The organism is Streptomyces sp. NPDC051576 (assembly GCF_040681835.1).
Classification (GTDB): domain Bacteria; phylum Actinomycetota; class Actinomycetes; order Streptomycetales; family Streptomycetaceae; genus Streptomyces.
The window spans coordinates 294714-310522 of the sequence record NZ_JBFAZO010000010.1; the positions used below are offsets into that span (position 1 = coordinate 294714).

Consider the following 15809-nt stretch of genomic DNA (forward strand, 5'->3'; position numbering starts at 1 on the left):
AACGCCCTGAAATATGAGTACGGAGGGTCCCGGAACCGTACTCTTCCCCACCATGCCCCTCAGCCTGACCGTCCTCGGCACCGCCTCCCCGCATCCGCGCCCCGGCCGCCCCTGCTCCGGATACCTGCTGCGCGGCGGCGGCGCCGAGGTCTGGGTGGACGCGGGCACCGGCACGTTCGCGGAATTGCAGCGGCACACCGATCCGGCCCGGCTCACCGCGATCTGGGTCTCGCATCTGCACGCCGACCACAGCGCCGATCTCCTCGCGGCGGCCTATGCGTTCGCCTTCGGCGGGATGACCCCGGCCGCCCCGATCCCGCTCTACGCCCCGCAGGACTGCGCCGCCCGGCTCGCCGGCTTCTTCGGGCAGCCGGACGTACGGTTCCTGAGCGGCGTCTTCGACTTCCGCCCGCTCTACGACGGCCACGCCGTCCGGCACTGGAACCTCCGGCTCACGGCACGCGCCGTCGTCCACGACACCGAGGCGTACGGGCTGCGCGCCGAGTGCCAGGGGAGTGTGCTCGGCTACTCCGGGGACAGCGGACCGTGCGAGGCGCTGGCCGAACTCGCGGGCGGCGCCGACGTGTTCCTGTGCGAGGCCGACATCGACCGGCATCGCGAAGGCGAACGCCAGGTGCATCTCACGCCCGAGGACGCGGGGGCCTGCGCCAAGGGCGCGCGCGAACTCCTCATCACCCACGTAGGACCCACCCTCACCAGGGAAGCGGCCCTGGAACGCGCCGCCGCGATCTTCCCCGGCCGGACCTCCGCCGCTCTCGAAGGCGTCACCAAGACCATGTGAAGCGCTTTCTCGTTCTTCTGTCAGAAGCATTGACGAAACACGGGGCCGCTCCTACCTTCAACGCGTCGTACTTCGTACGTCATATATGAGACGCGATACGCGAGATCAGATACCTGAGATCGGATACGCGACCGCAGCCACGTGACATCCGAGAGGCGCGCATGACCTCTGTGCCCACGCCGATCCCGTCCCGCACGCAGTACGTGCTGGACGCGATCAAACACCGCATCCTCACCGGGCAGTTGACCCCTGGTCAGCCGCTGGTCGAGACCGAACTCGCCGCACAGTTCGGGGTGTCCAAGACCCCGGTGCGCGAGGCGCTCAAGACCCTGGCCGGTACCGGGCTCGTCGTGATGAACCAGTACAAGGGCGTCACGGTGCGCATGGTGGACGCGGACATGGCGCGCGAGGTGTACGACGTCCGGCTGCTCCTAGAACCCGAGGCCCTGAGGCGGGCCGTACGGCTGGGCTCCTCCCTGGACGCCGCGCGTGACGCCCTGACCCGCGCCGACGCGGCCACCGACACCGCCGAACGCTCCCTCGCCAACCGGGAGTTCCATCGCGCCCTGTACCTGCCCTGCGGCAACCCGCTGCTCGGCCGGATGCTCGACGAGGTCCGCGACCAGGCCGCCCTCGTCTCCGCCGTCGCCTGGGCCGCCTCGCCCTCCTGGGAACGGGAGGCCGGTGAACACCGCGAGATCCTGCGGCTCGCCCTCGACGGCGACGCGGACGCCGCGGCGACCGCACTGCACGCCCATATCGCGTCGTTCGTGCAACGGGCCTTCCCCGACGCCGAGTCGGCGGCCCAGGGAGAGGACGGTCAGGCATGACGGCGGCGTTCGAGACCGGGCGGGCCGCGCTGGCCGACGTGGTGGCGATCCCGGTGACCCCGTTCGCCGAGGACGGCAGCGTCGACCAGGACACCCACCGGGCCCTGCTGCGCCGGCTGCTCGACGGCGGGATCCGCATCCTCACTCCCAACGGGAACACTGGCGAGTTCTACGCCCTTACCCCTCAAGAGCGCCGACTGGTCACGGAGTTGACCGTCGACGAGGCCCGCGACCGCGCCGTCGTCCTCGTCGGTGTCGGACACGACGTGCCCACCGCCATCGCCTCCGCCCGGCATGCCCGCGACCTCGGCGCCCAGATGGTGATGGTCCATCAGCCCGTCCACCCCTATGTCTCGCAGGGCGGCTGGGTCGACTACCACCGCGCCATCGCCGAGGCCGTGCCCGACCTGGGCGTCGTGCCCTACATCCGCAACGCCCAACTGCTCGGTGCCCGGCTCGCGGAACTCGCCGACCACTGTCCGAACGTCATCGGCGTCAAGTACGCCGTCCCGGACGCGGCCCGCTTCGCCGCCTTCGCCCGGGACGCGGGGCTCGAACGCTTCGTGTGGGTGGCCGGGTTGGCGGAACCGTACGCGCCCTCCTACTTCTCGGCGGGCGCCACCGGCTTCACCTCGGGGCTCGTGAACGTTGCCCCTTCCGTCTCGCTGAACATGATCGAAGCGCTTCGATCCGGGGACTATCCCGGGGCGATGAAGGTGTGGGAGCAGATCCGCCGATTCGAGGAACTACGGGCGGCGAACGGCTCCGCGAACAACGTCACGATCGTGAAGGAAGCGCTTGCGTCCCTCGGCCTGTGCCGCCGCGAGGTCCGCCCGCCGAGCAAGCCCCTGCCCGAGAGCGAGCGCGACGAGGTCGCCGCGATAGCCGCCGGATGGTCCCTGTGAAGTCACCGGAAGAGCTCAGAAGCCACCAGTGGTACGGCACCGACGGACTGCGCTCCTTCAGTCACCGGGCCCGCACCCGCCAGCTCGGCTACCTCCCCGAGGAACACCTCGGCAAGCCCGTCATCGCGATCCTCAACACCTGGTCGGACATCAATCCCTGTCATGTGCACCTCCGTGATCGCGCCCAGGCGGTCAAGCGGGGCGTGTGGCAGGCGGGCGGCTTCCCCCTCGAATTCCCGGTCTCCACACTCAGCGAGACCTTCCAGAAGCCGACCCCGATGCTCTACCGCAACCTCCTCTCCATGGAGACCGAGGAACTGCTGCGGTCCTACCCGGTCGACGGGGCCGTCCTGATGGGCGGCTGCGACAAGTCGACACCCGCGCTGCTCATGGGCGCCGCGAGCGTCGACCTGCCGACCGTGTTCGTGCCGGCCGGGCCGATGCTCCCGGGGCACTGGCGCAACGAGGTCCTCGGCTCCGGCACCGACATGTGGAAGTACTGGGACGACAAGCGCGCCGGCCTCATCGGCGACTGCGAGATGACGGAACTGGAGAGCGGCCTCGCGCGCTCGCCCGGGCACTGCATGACCATGGGGACCGCGTCCACGCTCACGGCCGCCGCCGAGGCGCTGGGTGTGACCGTGCCGGGTGCGTCGAGCATTCCCGCCGTCGACTCGGGGCACGATCGGATGGCCGCGCAATCCGGCATGAGGATCGTTGAACAAGTCCACAAGGGGCGTGTCCTCTCGTCGATCCTCACTCAGGAAGCCTTCGAGGACGCGGTCACCACCGTCCTCGGCCTCGGCGGCTCCACGAATGCCGTGATCCACCTCATCGCCATGGCCGGCCGCGCGGGCGTCCGCCTCACGCTCGACGACTTCGACCGCATCGCCCGTACGGTCCCGGTCCTGGCGAACGTACGGCCCGGCGGCCGGACGTACCTCATGGAGGACTTCCACTTCGCCGGCGGCCTGCCCGGGTTCCTCTCCCGGATCACCGACCTGCTCCACCTGGACCGGCCGACCGTCTCCCACGACACCCTGCGCGAACAGCTCGCCGACGCACGTGTGCACAACGACGACGTCATACGGCCCCGCGACAACCCGGTCGCGGACGAGGGCGGGGTGGCCGTCCTGCGCGGCAACCTCTGCCCGGACGGCGCCGTCATCAAGCACATCGCCGCCGAACCGCGCCTGCTCAAGCACACCGGTCCCGCGGTCGTCTTCGACGACTACCGGACCATGCAACGCACCATCAACGACCCGGAGTTGGGCATCACCGCCGACAGCGTGCTGGTGCTGCGCAACGCGGGCCCCAAGGGCGGACCGGGCATGCCCGAATACGGCATGCTCCCGCTCCCCGACCACCTCCTCAAGCAGGGCGTCCGGGACATGCTCCGGATCTCCGACGCCCGGATGAGCGGGACGAGTTACGGCGCGTGCGTGCTGCACGTGGCGCCCGAGTCGTACGTCGGCGGACCGCTGGCGCTCGTGCGGACCGGGGACACCATCACCCTGGACGTCGAGGCGCGCACCCTTCAACTCAACGTGGACGACGAGGAGTTGGAGCGACGCAGGGCGGAGTGGACACCGCCGCCCGCACGGTACGAGCGCGGCTACGGCGCGCTCTACAACGAACAGATCACCCAGGCGGACACCGGCTGCGACTTCGAGTTCCTGGCCCGGCCGGGCAAGGTGCCGGACCCGTACGCCGGTTGAGCACCCGCTGCCTTCGCACGCCCGTCGAGCAAGCGCTTCCTGCACCCGCTGCACCCGCACCCGCTGCATCCGCACCTGCTGTACCCGCCCCACTGGAACGGAGAACAGTCATGGCCCAAGCCGCAGCCGTGGCGAAACCGCCTGCGCCACCCCGGCGGCGCCGTGGATCCGCGACCCCGCGCAGGCTCCCGTACCTGCTGATCGCCCCGGCCGGACTGCTCATGCTGGGCTTCATCGCCTATCCGGTCATCAGCGTCTTCTACTACAGCCTGCAGAACTACAACCCTACCAAACCGTGGCGCAACGGCTTCGCGGGCTTCGACAACTTCACCCAGGCCTTCACCAACGACCCGCAGTTCTGGGACACGTTGACCTTCAGCGCCAAGTGGGTCGTCGTAGAGGTGGGCCTCCAACTCCTCTTCGGACTGGCACTCGCGCTGATCGTCAACCAGACCTTCGTGGGGCGGTCCATCGGCCGGGCGCTGGTGTTCTCCCCCTGGGCCGTGTCGGGCGTCCTGACCTCCGCGATCTGGGTGCTGCTCTACAACTCCCAGACGGGCGTGACCCGTTACCTCGCTGACATGGGAATCGGCCAGTACGGCACGAGTTGGCTGTCGGACCCCTCAACCGTCTTCTCTGCGGCGGTAGTTGCGGACCTCTGGCGAGGCGTCCCCTTCTTCGCGATCCTCATCCTCGCCGACCTCCAGTCCGTCTCGAAGGACCTCTACGAGGCCGCCGAGGTCGACGGCGCCAGCCGCTTCAAGCAGTTCCTGCACATCACGCTCCCGCACCTCAAGGACGCGATCGTCCTGTCCACGCTGCTGCGCGCGGTCTGGGAGTTCAACAACGTCGACCTCCTCTACACCCTGACCGGCGGCGGCCCGGCCGGTGAGACGACCACGCTCCCGCTCTATGTCGCCAACACCAGCGTCGAGGCCCACAACTTCGGCTACGCCTCCGCCCTCACCACGGTCGCGTTCGTGATCCTGCTCTTCTTCTCGATCGTCTATCTGCGACTCAGCAAGTTCGGAGGTGGCGACAAGTGATCACCGAGATCGCCCCGGCCCGCGAGCAGGAGTCCGTCGCCCCGCGACAGCCGCGCAAGGTCCGCCGCGCCTGGGACGAGGTCCCGCGCTGGCAGATCTACCTCCCCCTGGGGATCTACCTCCTCTTCACCCTGATCCCCTTCTACTGGATCCTGCTCTTCGCCCTCCGCCCGGCCGGCTCGACCTCCCTTGTGCCCTGGCCGATGACCTTCGACCACTTCCAGAAGGTCTGGACCGAGCGAAGCTTCGGGGTCTACTTCCAGAACAGCGTCTACGTCGGCGTGGCCACCCTGATTCTCACCACGCTCGTCGCGCTGGCCGGCGGCTACGCGCTCGCCCGCTTCGAGTTCAGGATCAAGCGCACCTTCATGCTGGCCCTGCTCTGCTCCCAATTCGTGCCGGGCGCCCTACTGTTGGTCCCCCTGTTCCAGATCTTCGCCAAGCTCCAGATGATCAACTCGCTCGGCAGCGTCATCATCGCGGAGACCGTGTTCCAACTGCCGCTGTCGATGATCCTGATCAGCGGCTTCATCCGGAACGTCCCGCAGTCCCTGGAAGAGGCAGCCTGGGTCGACGGCTGCAACCGCCTCACCGCGTTCCGCATCGTCGTCCTCCCGTTGCTGCGGCCCGGGCTGATCGCCGTCGGCTCCTTCGCCTTCGTGCACGCCTGGAACCACTTCCTGTTCGCGCTGATGTTCCTGTCCGACCAGAGCAAGCAGACGATCCCGGTCGGCCTCAACACCCTGATGAGCGCGGACAGCGTCGACCTGGGCGCGCTCGCGGCCGGCGGCATCGTCGCGGCCGTACCGGTGGTGATCGTGTTCGCCTTCATCCAGAAGTGGCTGATCACCGGCTTCAGCGCGGGGGCGGTGAAGGGATGAGGCAACCGCTTACCCTGCTGGCGGAGATCGTCGACGCAGGGAGAATCCCATGACCCACGTGACACCCGAGACCGGTCCTACGACCGTCACCGCACCGGCCGCCGCGCCCGCCACCGAACCCGTCTCCATGCCTGTCTCCATGCCAGTCCCGGTCGTCCTCGCGGGCGCCCGCGGTCACGGCCGCTGGCACGTCGAGAACATCCGCCGGCTCCAGGACAAGGGCCTCGTACGCCTCGCCGGAATCTGCGAGCTGACCCCGCTCACCGAGGAGGAGTTCGGGGGCGAACTCCCGGCCCAGTCCCCGGACTTCGGCGCTCTCCTCGACTCCACCGGGGCCCGGGTCGCGGTGATCTGCACGCCGATCCCGACCCACACGGACCTCGCCCTGGCCGCCGCCGAGCGAGGCGTGCACCTGCTCCTTGAGAAGCCGCCCGCGCCGTCGTACGCCGAGTTCCGCCGGATGGCGGACGGAGTCGCCGCCGCCGGGGTGGTCTGCCAGATCGGGTTCCAGTCGCTCGGCTCGCACGCCGTACCCGCGATCCGCGCGCTGATCGAGGAGGGCGCCATCGGCACCCTGACCGGGGTCGGCGGAGCGGGCGCCTGGGCGCGCGACGAGGCGTACTACCGGCGCGCCCCCTGGGCCGGCAAGCGACGCCTGAACGGCGTCGACGTGATCGACGGCGCGCTCACCAACCCCCTCGCGCACGCCGTCGCCACCGCCCTCGCCCTCAACGGCACGACCCGCGCCGAGGACGTGACCCGGATCGAGACCGAACTCGTGCGCGCCAACGACATCGAGTCCGACGACACCTCCTGCGTCCGCGTCACCACCGTCCAGGGCCGCCCGGTCACCGTCGCGGTGACCCTGTGCGCCGAACACCCCGGTGAGCCCTACGTCCTGGTGCACGGCAGCCACGGCCGGATCACCTACTGGTACAAGCAGGACCGCGCCCTGCTCCAGCGCGCGGGCCACGGCCCGGAGGAGTTCGAGTACGGCTCCACCGACCTGCTGGAGAACCTGGTCGCCCATCTCGTCGACGGCGACGAGCTATTGGTCGAACCGGACTCGACAGGCGCCTTCATGAAAGTGGTCGAAGCGATCCGCCAGGCCTCCGACCCGGCCCAACTGCCTGCCAACGCCTGGCACTTGATCCCCACCGAGAACCGCCGGGTGGTCCCCGGCATCGACGCACTGGTCACGGCGGCGGCCGACACCCTCGCCCTCTACTCAGAGCTGGGCGCCCCCTGGGCCCCACCGAAAGAGGTGAGCACCTGATGATCACCCACGACACGCCGGTGCTGCGCGTCGCGGGCCGCCCGGTCGCCCGGTACGTCACCCGGCCCGAGCTGCCCGCCCGGCTCTCCCCGCGCCCGTATCTGCACCCCGTCACCACCCTGGCCGGGACCGCGGTCACCGAACTGAGTCCCGTCGACCACACCCACCACCTCGGCGTCGGTGTCGCCGTTCCCGACGTCGAGGGGCACAACTTCTGGGGCGGCCGCACCTACGTCCGCGACCAGGGGCCGGTGGAGCTGGACAACCACGGTGCCCAACGGCACTCCGCCTACCAGCTCCGCGACCCCGACGGCTTCGTCGAGGAACTGCGCTGGGTGGCGTCCGGTGCCGAGCTGCTGCGCGAACGCCGTACGGTCGCGGCCACCGAACTCACCGACACCGCCTGGGCGTTGGACTTCACCTTCTCGCTCACCAACGTGACGCCCGACCCCCTGTCGATCGGCAGCCCCGCCACCAACGGCCGGCCCGGAGCCGCGTACGGCGGCTTCTTCTGGCGGGCCCGCAAGGAGGCGGAGACCCCGCGCGTCTTCACCGCCGACCGCGAGGGCGAACCCGAGGTCCACGGCACCCGCGCCGACTGGCTCGCCCTCGCCGGCACCGGCTGGACCCTGGTCTTCGCCGGGGCCACGGACCGCACCCGCCAGGACCCGTGGTTCGTCCGCACCGCCGAATACCCGGGCGTGGGCTCGTCGTTGGCCCCGGCCGAGCGGTTGCCGGTCCCGCCCGGCGACACGGTCGTACGACGGATCGTCACCGTCGTCGCCGACGGCCTGCTCGACCCGGCCGAGGCGGCGGTGCTGGTGCGGAAGGCGGTCGGCCAGTGACGCAGGAGACGTACACCAACCCCGTCCTGAACGCCGACTGGTCCGACCCGGACGTCGTCCGCGTCGGCGACGACTTCTACCTCACCGCGTCCAGCTTCGGCCGCGCACCGGGCCTGCCGCTGCTGCACTCCCGCGACCTGGTCAACTGGACCCTGGTCGGCCACGCCCTCCGACACCTGGAGCCGAAGGCCGAGTTCAGGACCCCGCGCCACGACTGCGGCGTCTGGGCACCGGCGTTGAGGCATCACGACGAACGCTTCTGGATCTTCTGGGGCGACCCCGACCAGGGCATCTTCCAGATCAACGCCCCCGAGATACGCGGTCCTTGGACCCGCCCCCACCTCCTCAAGGAGGGCAAGGGCCTGATCGACCCGTGCCCCCTGTGGGACGACAACGACGAGGCCTACCTCGTCCACGCCTGGGCCAGGTCCCGCGCCGGCATCAAGAACCGCCTCACCGGCCACCGTATGCACCCCGACGGCACATCCCTGCTCGACGACGGCAAGGTGATCGTCGACGCGGACCGCCTCCCCGGCTGGTTCACCCTGGAGGGCCCCAAGGTCCACCGGCACGACGGCTGGTTCTGGATCCTCGCCCCCGCCGGGGGAGTCGAGACCGGCTGGCAGGGCGCCTTCCGCTCCCGCGGCTTCTTCGGGCCGTACGAGGAGAAGGTTGTCCTGGAACAAGGGGACACCGACGTCAACGGCCCCCACCAGGGCGCCTGGGTGCGCACCCCGTCCGGCGAGGACTGGTTCCTGCACTTCCAGCAGCGCGGCGCCTACGGCCGGGTCGTCCACCTCCAGCCGATGCGCTGGGGCGAGGAAGGCTGGCCGGTCATCGGCGACGAGGGCGCCCCCGTGGCCGTACACCGAAAGCCCGACCTGCCGCCGCAGCCGCCCGCCGCGCCCGCCACCGACGACGACTTCCCCGGCGGACGGTACGGCCGCCAGTGGCAGTGGACGGCGAACCCCCGGGACGGCTGGGCCACCCACCACTCGGGCGACGGACTCCGCCTGACCTGCGTCCGCTCGCCCGACGCACACGACCTGCGCAGGCTCCCGCACCTCCTCACCCAGCGGCTCCCCGGCACACCCGTCGCGGTCGAGGTCGAACTGCGGCTGCACAGCGAGGAGTTGGGCGCACGCGCCGGACTGGCCGTGCTCGGGGACGCGTACACCTGGATCGGACTCCAGCGCGGCGCGGACGGGCTGGTGCGGTTCGTGCACCGGTTCGCCGAGCCCGTCGCCGAGCGCGAGCGCGACGCGGGGGAGTCCTGCCTCGCACCCGAGGAGCGGGTCCGGCTCCGCATCGAGATCGGCGCCGGGGCACGCTGCCGTCTCTTCTACGACGTCGGGGACGGACCGCGCCCGAGCGGTCAGGTCTTCGCGGCCACCCCCTGGCGCTGGGTCGGTGCCCTGCTCGGGCTCTTCGCGCTCGCGCCCGTCGGCACGGGACATGCCGGCGCGGCCACGTTCACGCGGTTCCGGATCAGCCCGCTCCACTGACTCGCCCTGCCCGTACGCCTGTTGGGAGTCGCCATGACGCACCTCCGTAGCAAGCGCTTGCCAGCCCCCCATGACGTGCTCACCCCGTTGGACCCACAAGAAGAGAGCCGACCTATGAAGACCAGCATCCGCAGAAGCAGGCGTGCCGCGATGGCCGTCGCCCTGGGCTCCGTGCTCGCGCTGACCGCCACCGCCTGCGGCGACGACGGCAGCGGCGGCGCGGGGGACAAGGGCGACGAGGGGTCCGGCAAGGGCACGATCACCTTCTGGGACAACAACGGCGGGGTCCGCACCGACATCTGGAAGCAGATCATCGCGGACTTCGAGAAGAAGAACCCCGACATCAAGGTCAAGTACGTCGGGATACCGGCCGCCAGCGCCCAGTCCAAGTACGACACCGCCATCCAGGGCGGCGGGCTGCCCGACGTCGGCGGGGTGGGCACCGCGGTGCTCGCCGAGGTCGCGGTGCAGGGCGCGTTGGAGCCCTTGGACAGCCGCCTCAAGTCCAGTTCTCTGAACGGCAAGTTGAGCCAGAACCTGCTCGACGTCAGCAAGAGCGCGGGCGGCGGGGACACGCTGTACCAGATCCCGACCTCCGCCAACAACGGCACGCTCTGGTACCGCACCGACCTGTTCCAGGCGGCCGGTCTGGACGCGCCGACCACCTGGTCGAAGTTCTACGCCGCCGCAGACAAGCTCACCGACAAGGCCAAGAACAAGTTCGGCTTCACCATCCGGGGCGGAGAGGGCTCCATCGCGCCGGCCCTCGACGCGGTGTACGGGCAGACCGGGATCACCTCGTTCTGGAACGGCGACAAGACGACGGTCAACGACCCCAAGAACGTTGCCGCGTTGGAGAAGTACATCGCCCTGTACAAGAAGGACACCCCGTCCGCCGACCTCAACAACGACTTCACCAAGATGGTCGCGCAGTGGGACAGCGGCACGATCGGCATGCTGAGCCACAACCTCGGCTCGTACCAGGACCATGTGAAGGCGCTGGGCGCGGACAAGTTCAAGGGCATCCCCAATCCGACGCTGGACGACGGCACCCGGGTGCAGATCTCCAACCCGGTGGACGGGTTGAGCCTGTTCAAGTCCAGCAAGAACAAGGAAGCGGCCTGGAAGTTCATCGAGTTCGCCGCCTCCGCCGAGGAGAACTCGAAGTACAACGAGTCGGCCGGTCAGGTTCCTGCGAACACGGACGCCGCGGACGCCGCGTGGATCCAGAAGTCCGAGCCGACGAAATTGGCGGCCGAGGCGCTCAACGGGGCCGACACGAAGATCGTGCAACTGCCGTACTACCTGCCGGACTGGAACACCATCTCCAAGGCGGACAACGAGCCGAACTTCCAGAAGCTGCTGCTGGGGAAGATGACGGCGAAGCAGTTCCTGGACACGCTGGCCGACCAGTTGAACAAGGCGCAGGCGGATTGGAAGAACAACCACTGAGTCCGGTGGTTCCGGATTGCGGGGAACCGCGGGCCGATCGCGCGCAGTTCCCCGCACCCCCCAGAGGTCGGAAGGTGGACCAATCGTGTCCCTCACCCGTAGGCAAGTCTCGTTGGCTGCTCTCGCCGCCGTTCCCTTACGGGGCGCCGGTGTTCGACGGCGGACTCTCTATATCGCCGGTGATTCCACCGCCGCCCAGAAATACTCCACCGAAGCCCCGGAAACGGGATGGGGAATGGCCCTTCCCTTCTTCCTCCGGAAAAACGTCAAGGTCTCCAACCAGGCCGTGAACGGCCGGAGTTCTAAGAGCTTCGTCGACGAGGGGCGGCTGGACGCCATCCTCACGACGATCCGGCCCGGCGATCTCCTCCTCGTCCAGTTCGCGCACAACGACGAGAAGACCGCCGATCCCACCCGCTACACCGAGCCCTGGACCACGTACCAGGACTATCTGCGGCTCTACATCGAAGGGGCGCGGGCTCACGGCGCCCGTCCCGTGCTCGCCACCCCCGTCGAGCGCCGCAGGTTCGACGCCGACGGCAACGCCGTGCCGACGCACGGCGACTACCCGGCGGCGATGCGCGCGCTCGCCCAGCAGGAGCGGGTCGCGCTGCTCGACATCGAGGCGCTGTCGCTGGCGTTGTGGCAGCGGCTCGGGGTCGAGGAGACGAAGGTCTACTTCAACTGGACCGACACCGAGCAGGACAACACGCACTTCAATCCGCCCGGCGCGATCGCCGTGGCGCGGCTGGTGGCACGGGAGTCGCTCCGCACCAGGGTGCTCGCGCCGCGCGACGTCGTCCGGCTGCGCGACGACATCCCCACGTCCTGGATCACCTGGCCCGAGGCGACGGACGCCTCGGACCTCTGAGCAAGGAGACCCGCACAGTGCGCACACAGATATGTCATGCACGCGCCATAGCAATGCTGGTCGGCTGCACCGCCCTGGCCCTCACCGCCACCACGACCACCGCCTCGGCCCATCCGCACAGCCTCGTCCGCGAGACCCTCGGCGCCGGTGACGGCTGGGCCTCCTACGGCACCGGCACCAGCGGCGGCGCGGCGGCCACCCCCGACCACGTCTACACCGTCTCCACCTGGGCCGACTTCAAGGCCGCCCTCGCCGCCGGCGGCACCGCGCCGAAGATCATCAAGGTCAAGGGGGTGGTCGACGCCAACGCCGAGGGCTGCGACTCCTTCGCGGCGCCCGGCTACGACTTCGCCCAGTACCTCGCCACCTACGACCCCGCCGTCTGGGGCTACGACCAGAACCTGGACAACGAGCCCGCCGACAGCCCTGAGGGCCTGCGCAGAGCCTCGGCCGCCAACCAGAACGCCGTCATCAAGGCGTCCGTTCCCGCCAACACCACCATCATCGGCATCGGCAAGGACGCCGGCTTCAAGGGCGCCAGCCTCCAGATCACGGCCGTCGACAACGTCATCGTCCGCAACCTGTCCTTCGAGAGCCCGCTCGACTGCTTCCCGCAGTGGGACCCCACCGACGGCGACACCGGCAACTGGAACTCCGAGTACGACAGCGCCGTCATCTACGGCTCCACCCATGTGTGGCTGGACCACAACACCTTCAGCGACGGGGACCACCCGGACAGCACCCTGCCCACGTACTTCGGGCGGATCTTCGAACAGCACGACGGCGAACTCGACATCGTGAAGGGCGCCGACTACGTCACCGCCTCCTGGAACGTCTTCACCGACCACGACAAGACGATCCTCATCGGCAACAGCGACAGCGCCTCCACCGCCGCCGTCGACCGCGGCCACCTGAAGGTGACGCTCCATCACAACCTGTTCTCCAACCTGGTCGAGCGCGCACCCCGGGTCCGCTTCGGTCAAGTGGACTCCTACAACAACCACTTCGTCGCCGAGACCGGATACAGCTACAGCTACGGCATCGGCCTGGAGTCCCAACTCGTCGCCGAACACAACGCGTTCACGGTCCCGGCCGGCATGTCCGAGGCCACCATCCTCAAGAAGTGGTCGGAGGCGCCGCTCACCGCCGACGACAACTACGTCAACGGCGAGCTCACCGATCTGATCGCCGTCCACAACGCCGGTGTGCCCACCGAGATCCTCCAGTCCGGCGCGGGCTGGACCCCGACCCTGCGCACAAAGATCGATCCCGCGAAGGCCGTGCCGTTCCTCGTCGACCGGGGCGCGGGCTCCGGCCGTCTGCGCTGACACCACCACGCCGAAACCGGGCCGGTTCCTCCCGACCGGCCCGGCACCGGCGCACACCTCAAGAGCCGCACCGCGAAGGAGCACCCGCATGCCCTCGCACCACTCACTGCAACTCCCCTCGTCTCAACTGCCTTTGTCCAGAAGGGGATTCCTCATGGCGAGCGCCGGCGCGGGCGCCGCGCTCGGCCTCGCCGCGATCCCGGCCGTAGCGACGAGCAGGCCGCGCCCGTTCGGCCGCTACGGTTCACCGGCCGCGCGCCTCACCCCGCTCACCCTGTACGTCGACCAGCACGGCCGGGGCGACTTCACCACCGTCCAGGCCGCCGTCACCGCCGCGACCGGCGCCGGATACACCCTGGTCATCGCCCCCGGCGTCTACCGCGAGACGGTCACCGCCGGCGTCACCGACCCGGCGACCGGCCAACTGGGCACGGCCGCCTCCGAGATGACCTGGATCGGCGCGAGCGAGAACCCGCGCGATGTCGTCGTGGTGTACGACAACGCCAACGGCACCCAGAAACCGGACGGTTCGGGCACCTACGGCACCTCCGGCTCGGCCACCACCCTCATCCGCACCGACGGTTTCACCGCCCGCCGGATCACCTTCGCCAACGACTGGCTGCGCGCCGACCACCCCGACATCACCGGCACACAAGCCGTCGCAATCAAGGTGCAGGGCGACCGCTCGGCCTTCTTCGACTGCCACTTCCTGGGCCACCAGGACACGTTGTACGCCGACTCGCTCGCCCTCGGCGTCTTCGCCCGCCAGTACTACGCGCGCTGCTACATCGAGGGAGACGTCGACTTCGTCTTCGGCCGGGCCACGGCCGTCTACGACCACTGCCACTTCCGCACCCTGAACCGCACCGACCTGGCGACGGCACCGTACGGCTTCGTCTTCGCGCCCTCCACGGCGCTCGCGAACCCGCAGGGCTACCTGGTCACACACAGCCGGGTGAGCAGCCAAGCCCCGGACGGCTACTACAAGTTGGCCCGCCCCTGGGTGCCCGGCTCGGACACCACCGCCCACCCGATGCTCACCGTGCGGGACACGGTGCTGGGTGCCGGGATCGACGCGGTGGCGCCGTACACCAACATGTCGGACACCTATCCCTGGCAGAGCCAGCGGTTCGCCGAGTACCACAACACGGGCCCGGGAGCTGTGATCACCGCTCCGGAGAACCGCCCCCAACTCAGCACCGCACAAGCCGAGTCGGCGACCCGCGCGGCCTATCTCGGCGACTGGACACCCGGGCGGAGAAGCTGAAATGGCTCTGCGTAGACGCACATTCCTGACCGGGATCGCCGGGGGACTGGTGGCCGCCGGCGCCGGGCCCGCCGTAGCCATGGACCGTCGCCGTGCGCTGCACGTGCGGCCGGGTGATTCGCTCCAGGCGGCCGTGGACGCGGTGGAGGGCGCCGGCTGGACGATCGTCGTGCACCCGGGGACGTACCGCGAAGTCGTCAATGTTCCTACTGGGGCAGGGGAGTTGACCCTGCGCGGCGCTACCCGCGATCCGCGCGACACCGTCATCGTCTTCGACAACGCCAACGGGACGCAGAAACCAGACGGTTCGGGGACGTACGGTACGGCGGGCTCCGCGACCTTCACCTCGGCGGCGCCGGGGCTGATCGTCCGCGACCTCACGCTCGCCAACGACTGGCTGCGCGCCGACCACCCGGAGATCACCGGGACGCAGGCGGTGGCCGCGTATGTGACGGGCGACCGTTCGCTGTTCTCGAACGTCCGGCTGCTGGCCCACCAGGACACGCTCTTCGTGGACACGGCGGCGCTGAACTCCTTCGACCGGCAGTACTTCACCCACTGCTACATCGAGGGGGACGTCGACTTCGTCTTCGGGCGGGCCACCGCGGTCTTCGCGGACTGCCACTTCCACACCCTTCAGCGGGACGTGACCTTCACCCCCAAGGGCATGGTCTTCGCCCCGTCCACCGCTCGCGCCAACCCGCACGGCATCCTCGCGGTCCGCTCCCGGATCACTTCCGGCGCCGAGGACGCCGCCTACAAGCTGGCCCGCCCGTGGGTCCCGTCGTACGAGACGACGGCCTGGCCGTCCCTCGTCGTACGGGACACCCGGATCGGGCCCGGCATCGACCCGGTCGCGCCCTACGTCAACATGCGCGACGCCTACCCCTGGCAGTCGATGCGCTTCAACGAGTACCGCAACACGGGCCCGGGCTCCGTGATCACCGTCCCGGAGAACCGGCCCCAACTCACGCCCGTCGAGGCCGGGTTGCACACCCCCGCGACCTATCTCGGTGACTGGCGACCCGTCCGCTCACTCTGACCGACTCAATCCGACCGACTCATTCCGTCCGACGCAACCCC

General features: G+C 69.5%; 14 protein-coding genes. All 14 read left to right on the top strand.

The window, feature by feature from the left end:
• Positions 1–52: 52 nt before the first annotated feature.
• The 14 genes from AB0M63_RS30920 (at position 53) to AB0M63_RS30985 (ending at position 15768) form a co-directional block, all read left to right on the top strand.
• Complete coding sequence (locus tag AB0M63_RS30920; protein ID WP_366021734.1) at positions 53–802, top strand: MBL fold metallo-hydrolase; 750 nt, start codon at positions 53–55, stop codon at positions 800–802.
• Between the two features lie 161 nt (positions 803–963).
• Entirely contained in the window at positions 964–1632 is a 669-nt protein-coding gene (locus tag AB0M63_RS30925; protein ID WP_355912795.1) for a GntR family transcriptional regulator, read from the top strand.
• Positions 1629–2537 carry a dihydrodipicolinate synthase family protein gene (locus tag AB0M63_RS30930; protein WP_355912792.1) on the top strand — a complete coding sequence of 303 codons (909 nt, stop codon included), beginning with the start codon at positions 1629–1631 and terminating at the stop codon, positions 2535–2537. The genes AB0M63_RS30925 and AB0M63_RS30930 overlap by 4 nt, the downstream gene beginning before the upstream one ends.
• Entirely contained in the window at positions 2525–4255 is a 1731-nt protein-coding gene (gene araD / locus AB0M63_RS30935) for an L-arabinonate dehydratase (RefSeq protein WP_366021735.1), read from the top strand. The genes AB0M63_RS30930 and araD overlap by 13 nt, the downstream gene beginning before the upstream one ends.
• 110 nt (positions 4256–4365) lie before the next feature.
• A complete protein-coding gene (locus AB0M63_RS30940; RefSeq protein ID WP_355912786.1) occupies positions 4366–5301 on the top strand; it encodes a sugar ABC transporter permease in 936 nt (311 codons plus the stop codon).
• On the top strand, positions 5298–6182 hold the full coding sequence (locus AB0M63_RS30945; protein WP_366021736.1) for a carbohydrate ABC transporter permease: 885 nt from the start codon (positions 5298–5300) through the stop codon (positions 6180–6182). The genes AB0M63_RS30940 and AB0M63_RS30945 overlap by 4 nt, the downstream gene beginning before the upstream one ends.
• Positions 6183–6309: 127 nt before the next feature.
• Entirely contained in the window at positions 6310–7458 is a 1149-nt protein-coding gene (locus AB0M63_RS30950; protein ID WP_366021809.1) for a Gfo/Idh/MocA family oxidoreductase, read from the top strand.
• The gene (locus tag AB0M63_RS30955; protein ID WP_366021737.1) at positions 7458–8303 is read left to right on the top strand and encodes a PmoA family protein; all 846 of its coding nucleotides are present in this window, start codon (positions 7458–7460) and stop codon (positions 8301–8303) included. The genes AB0M63_RS30950 and AB0M63_RS30955 overlap by 1 nt, the downstream gene beginning before the upstream one ends.
• The gene (locus AB0M63_RS30960; RefSeq protein ID WP_366021738.1) at positions 8300–9808 is read left to right on the top strand and encodes a family 43 glycosylhydrolase; all 1509 of its coding nucleotides are present in this window, start codon (positions 8300–8302) and stop codon (positions 9806–9808) included. The genes AB0M63_RS30955 and AB0M63_RS30960 overlap by 4 nt, the downstream gene beginning before the upstream one ends.
• A gap of 114 nt (positions 9809–9922) precedes the next feature.
• Positions 9923–11260: a sugar ABC transporter substrate-binding protein gene (locus tag AB0M63_RS30965; protein WP_366021739.1), complete on the top strand. Its 1338-nt coding sequence runs from the start codon at positions 9923–9925 to the stop codon at positions 11258–11260.
• Between the two features lie 85 nt (positions 11261–11345).
• Positions 11346–12131 carry a rhamnogalacturonan acetylesterase gene (locus tag AB0M63_RS30970; protein ID WP_366021740.1) on the top strand — a complete coding sequence of 262 codons (786 nt, stop codon included), beginning with the start codon at positions 11346–11348 and terminating at the stop codon, positions 12129–12131.
• A 53-nt stretch (positions 12132–12184) separates the two neighbouring features.
• Positions 12185–13459, top strand: a complete 1275-nt coding sequence (locus AB0M63_RS30975) for a pectate lyase (protein ID WP_366021810.1) — start codon at positions 12185–12187, stop codon at positions 13457–13459.
• A gap of 154 nt (positions 13460–13613) precedes the next feature.
• Positions 13614–14726: a pectinesterase family protein gene (locus tag AB0M63_RS30980; protein WP_366021741.1), complete on the top strand. Its 1113-nt coding sequence runs from the start codon at positions 13614–13616 to the stop codon at positions 14724–14726.
• A gap of 7 nt (positions 14727–14733) precedes the next feature.
• Positions 14734–15768 carry a pectinesterase family protein gene (locus AB0M63_RS30985; RefSeq protein WP_366021811.1) on the top strand — a complete coding sequence of 345 codons (1035 nt, stop codon included), beginning with the start codon at positions 14734–14736 and terminating at the stop codon, positions 15766–15768.
• The last annotated feature ends 41 nt before the right edge of the window (positions 15769–15809 follow it).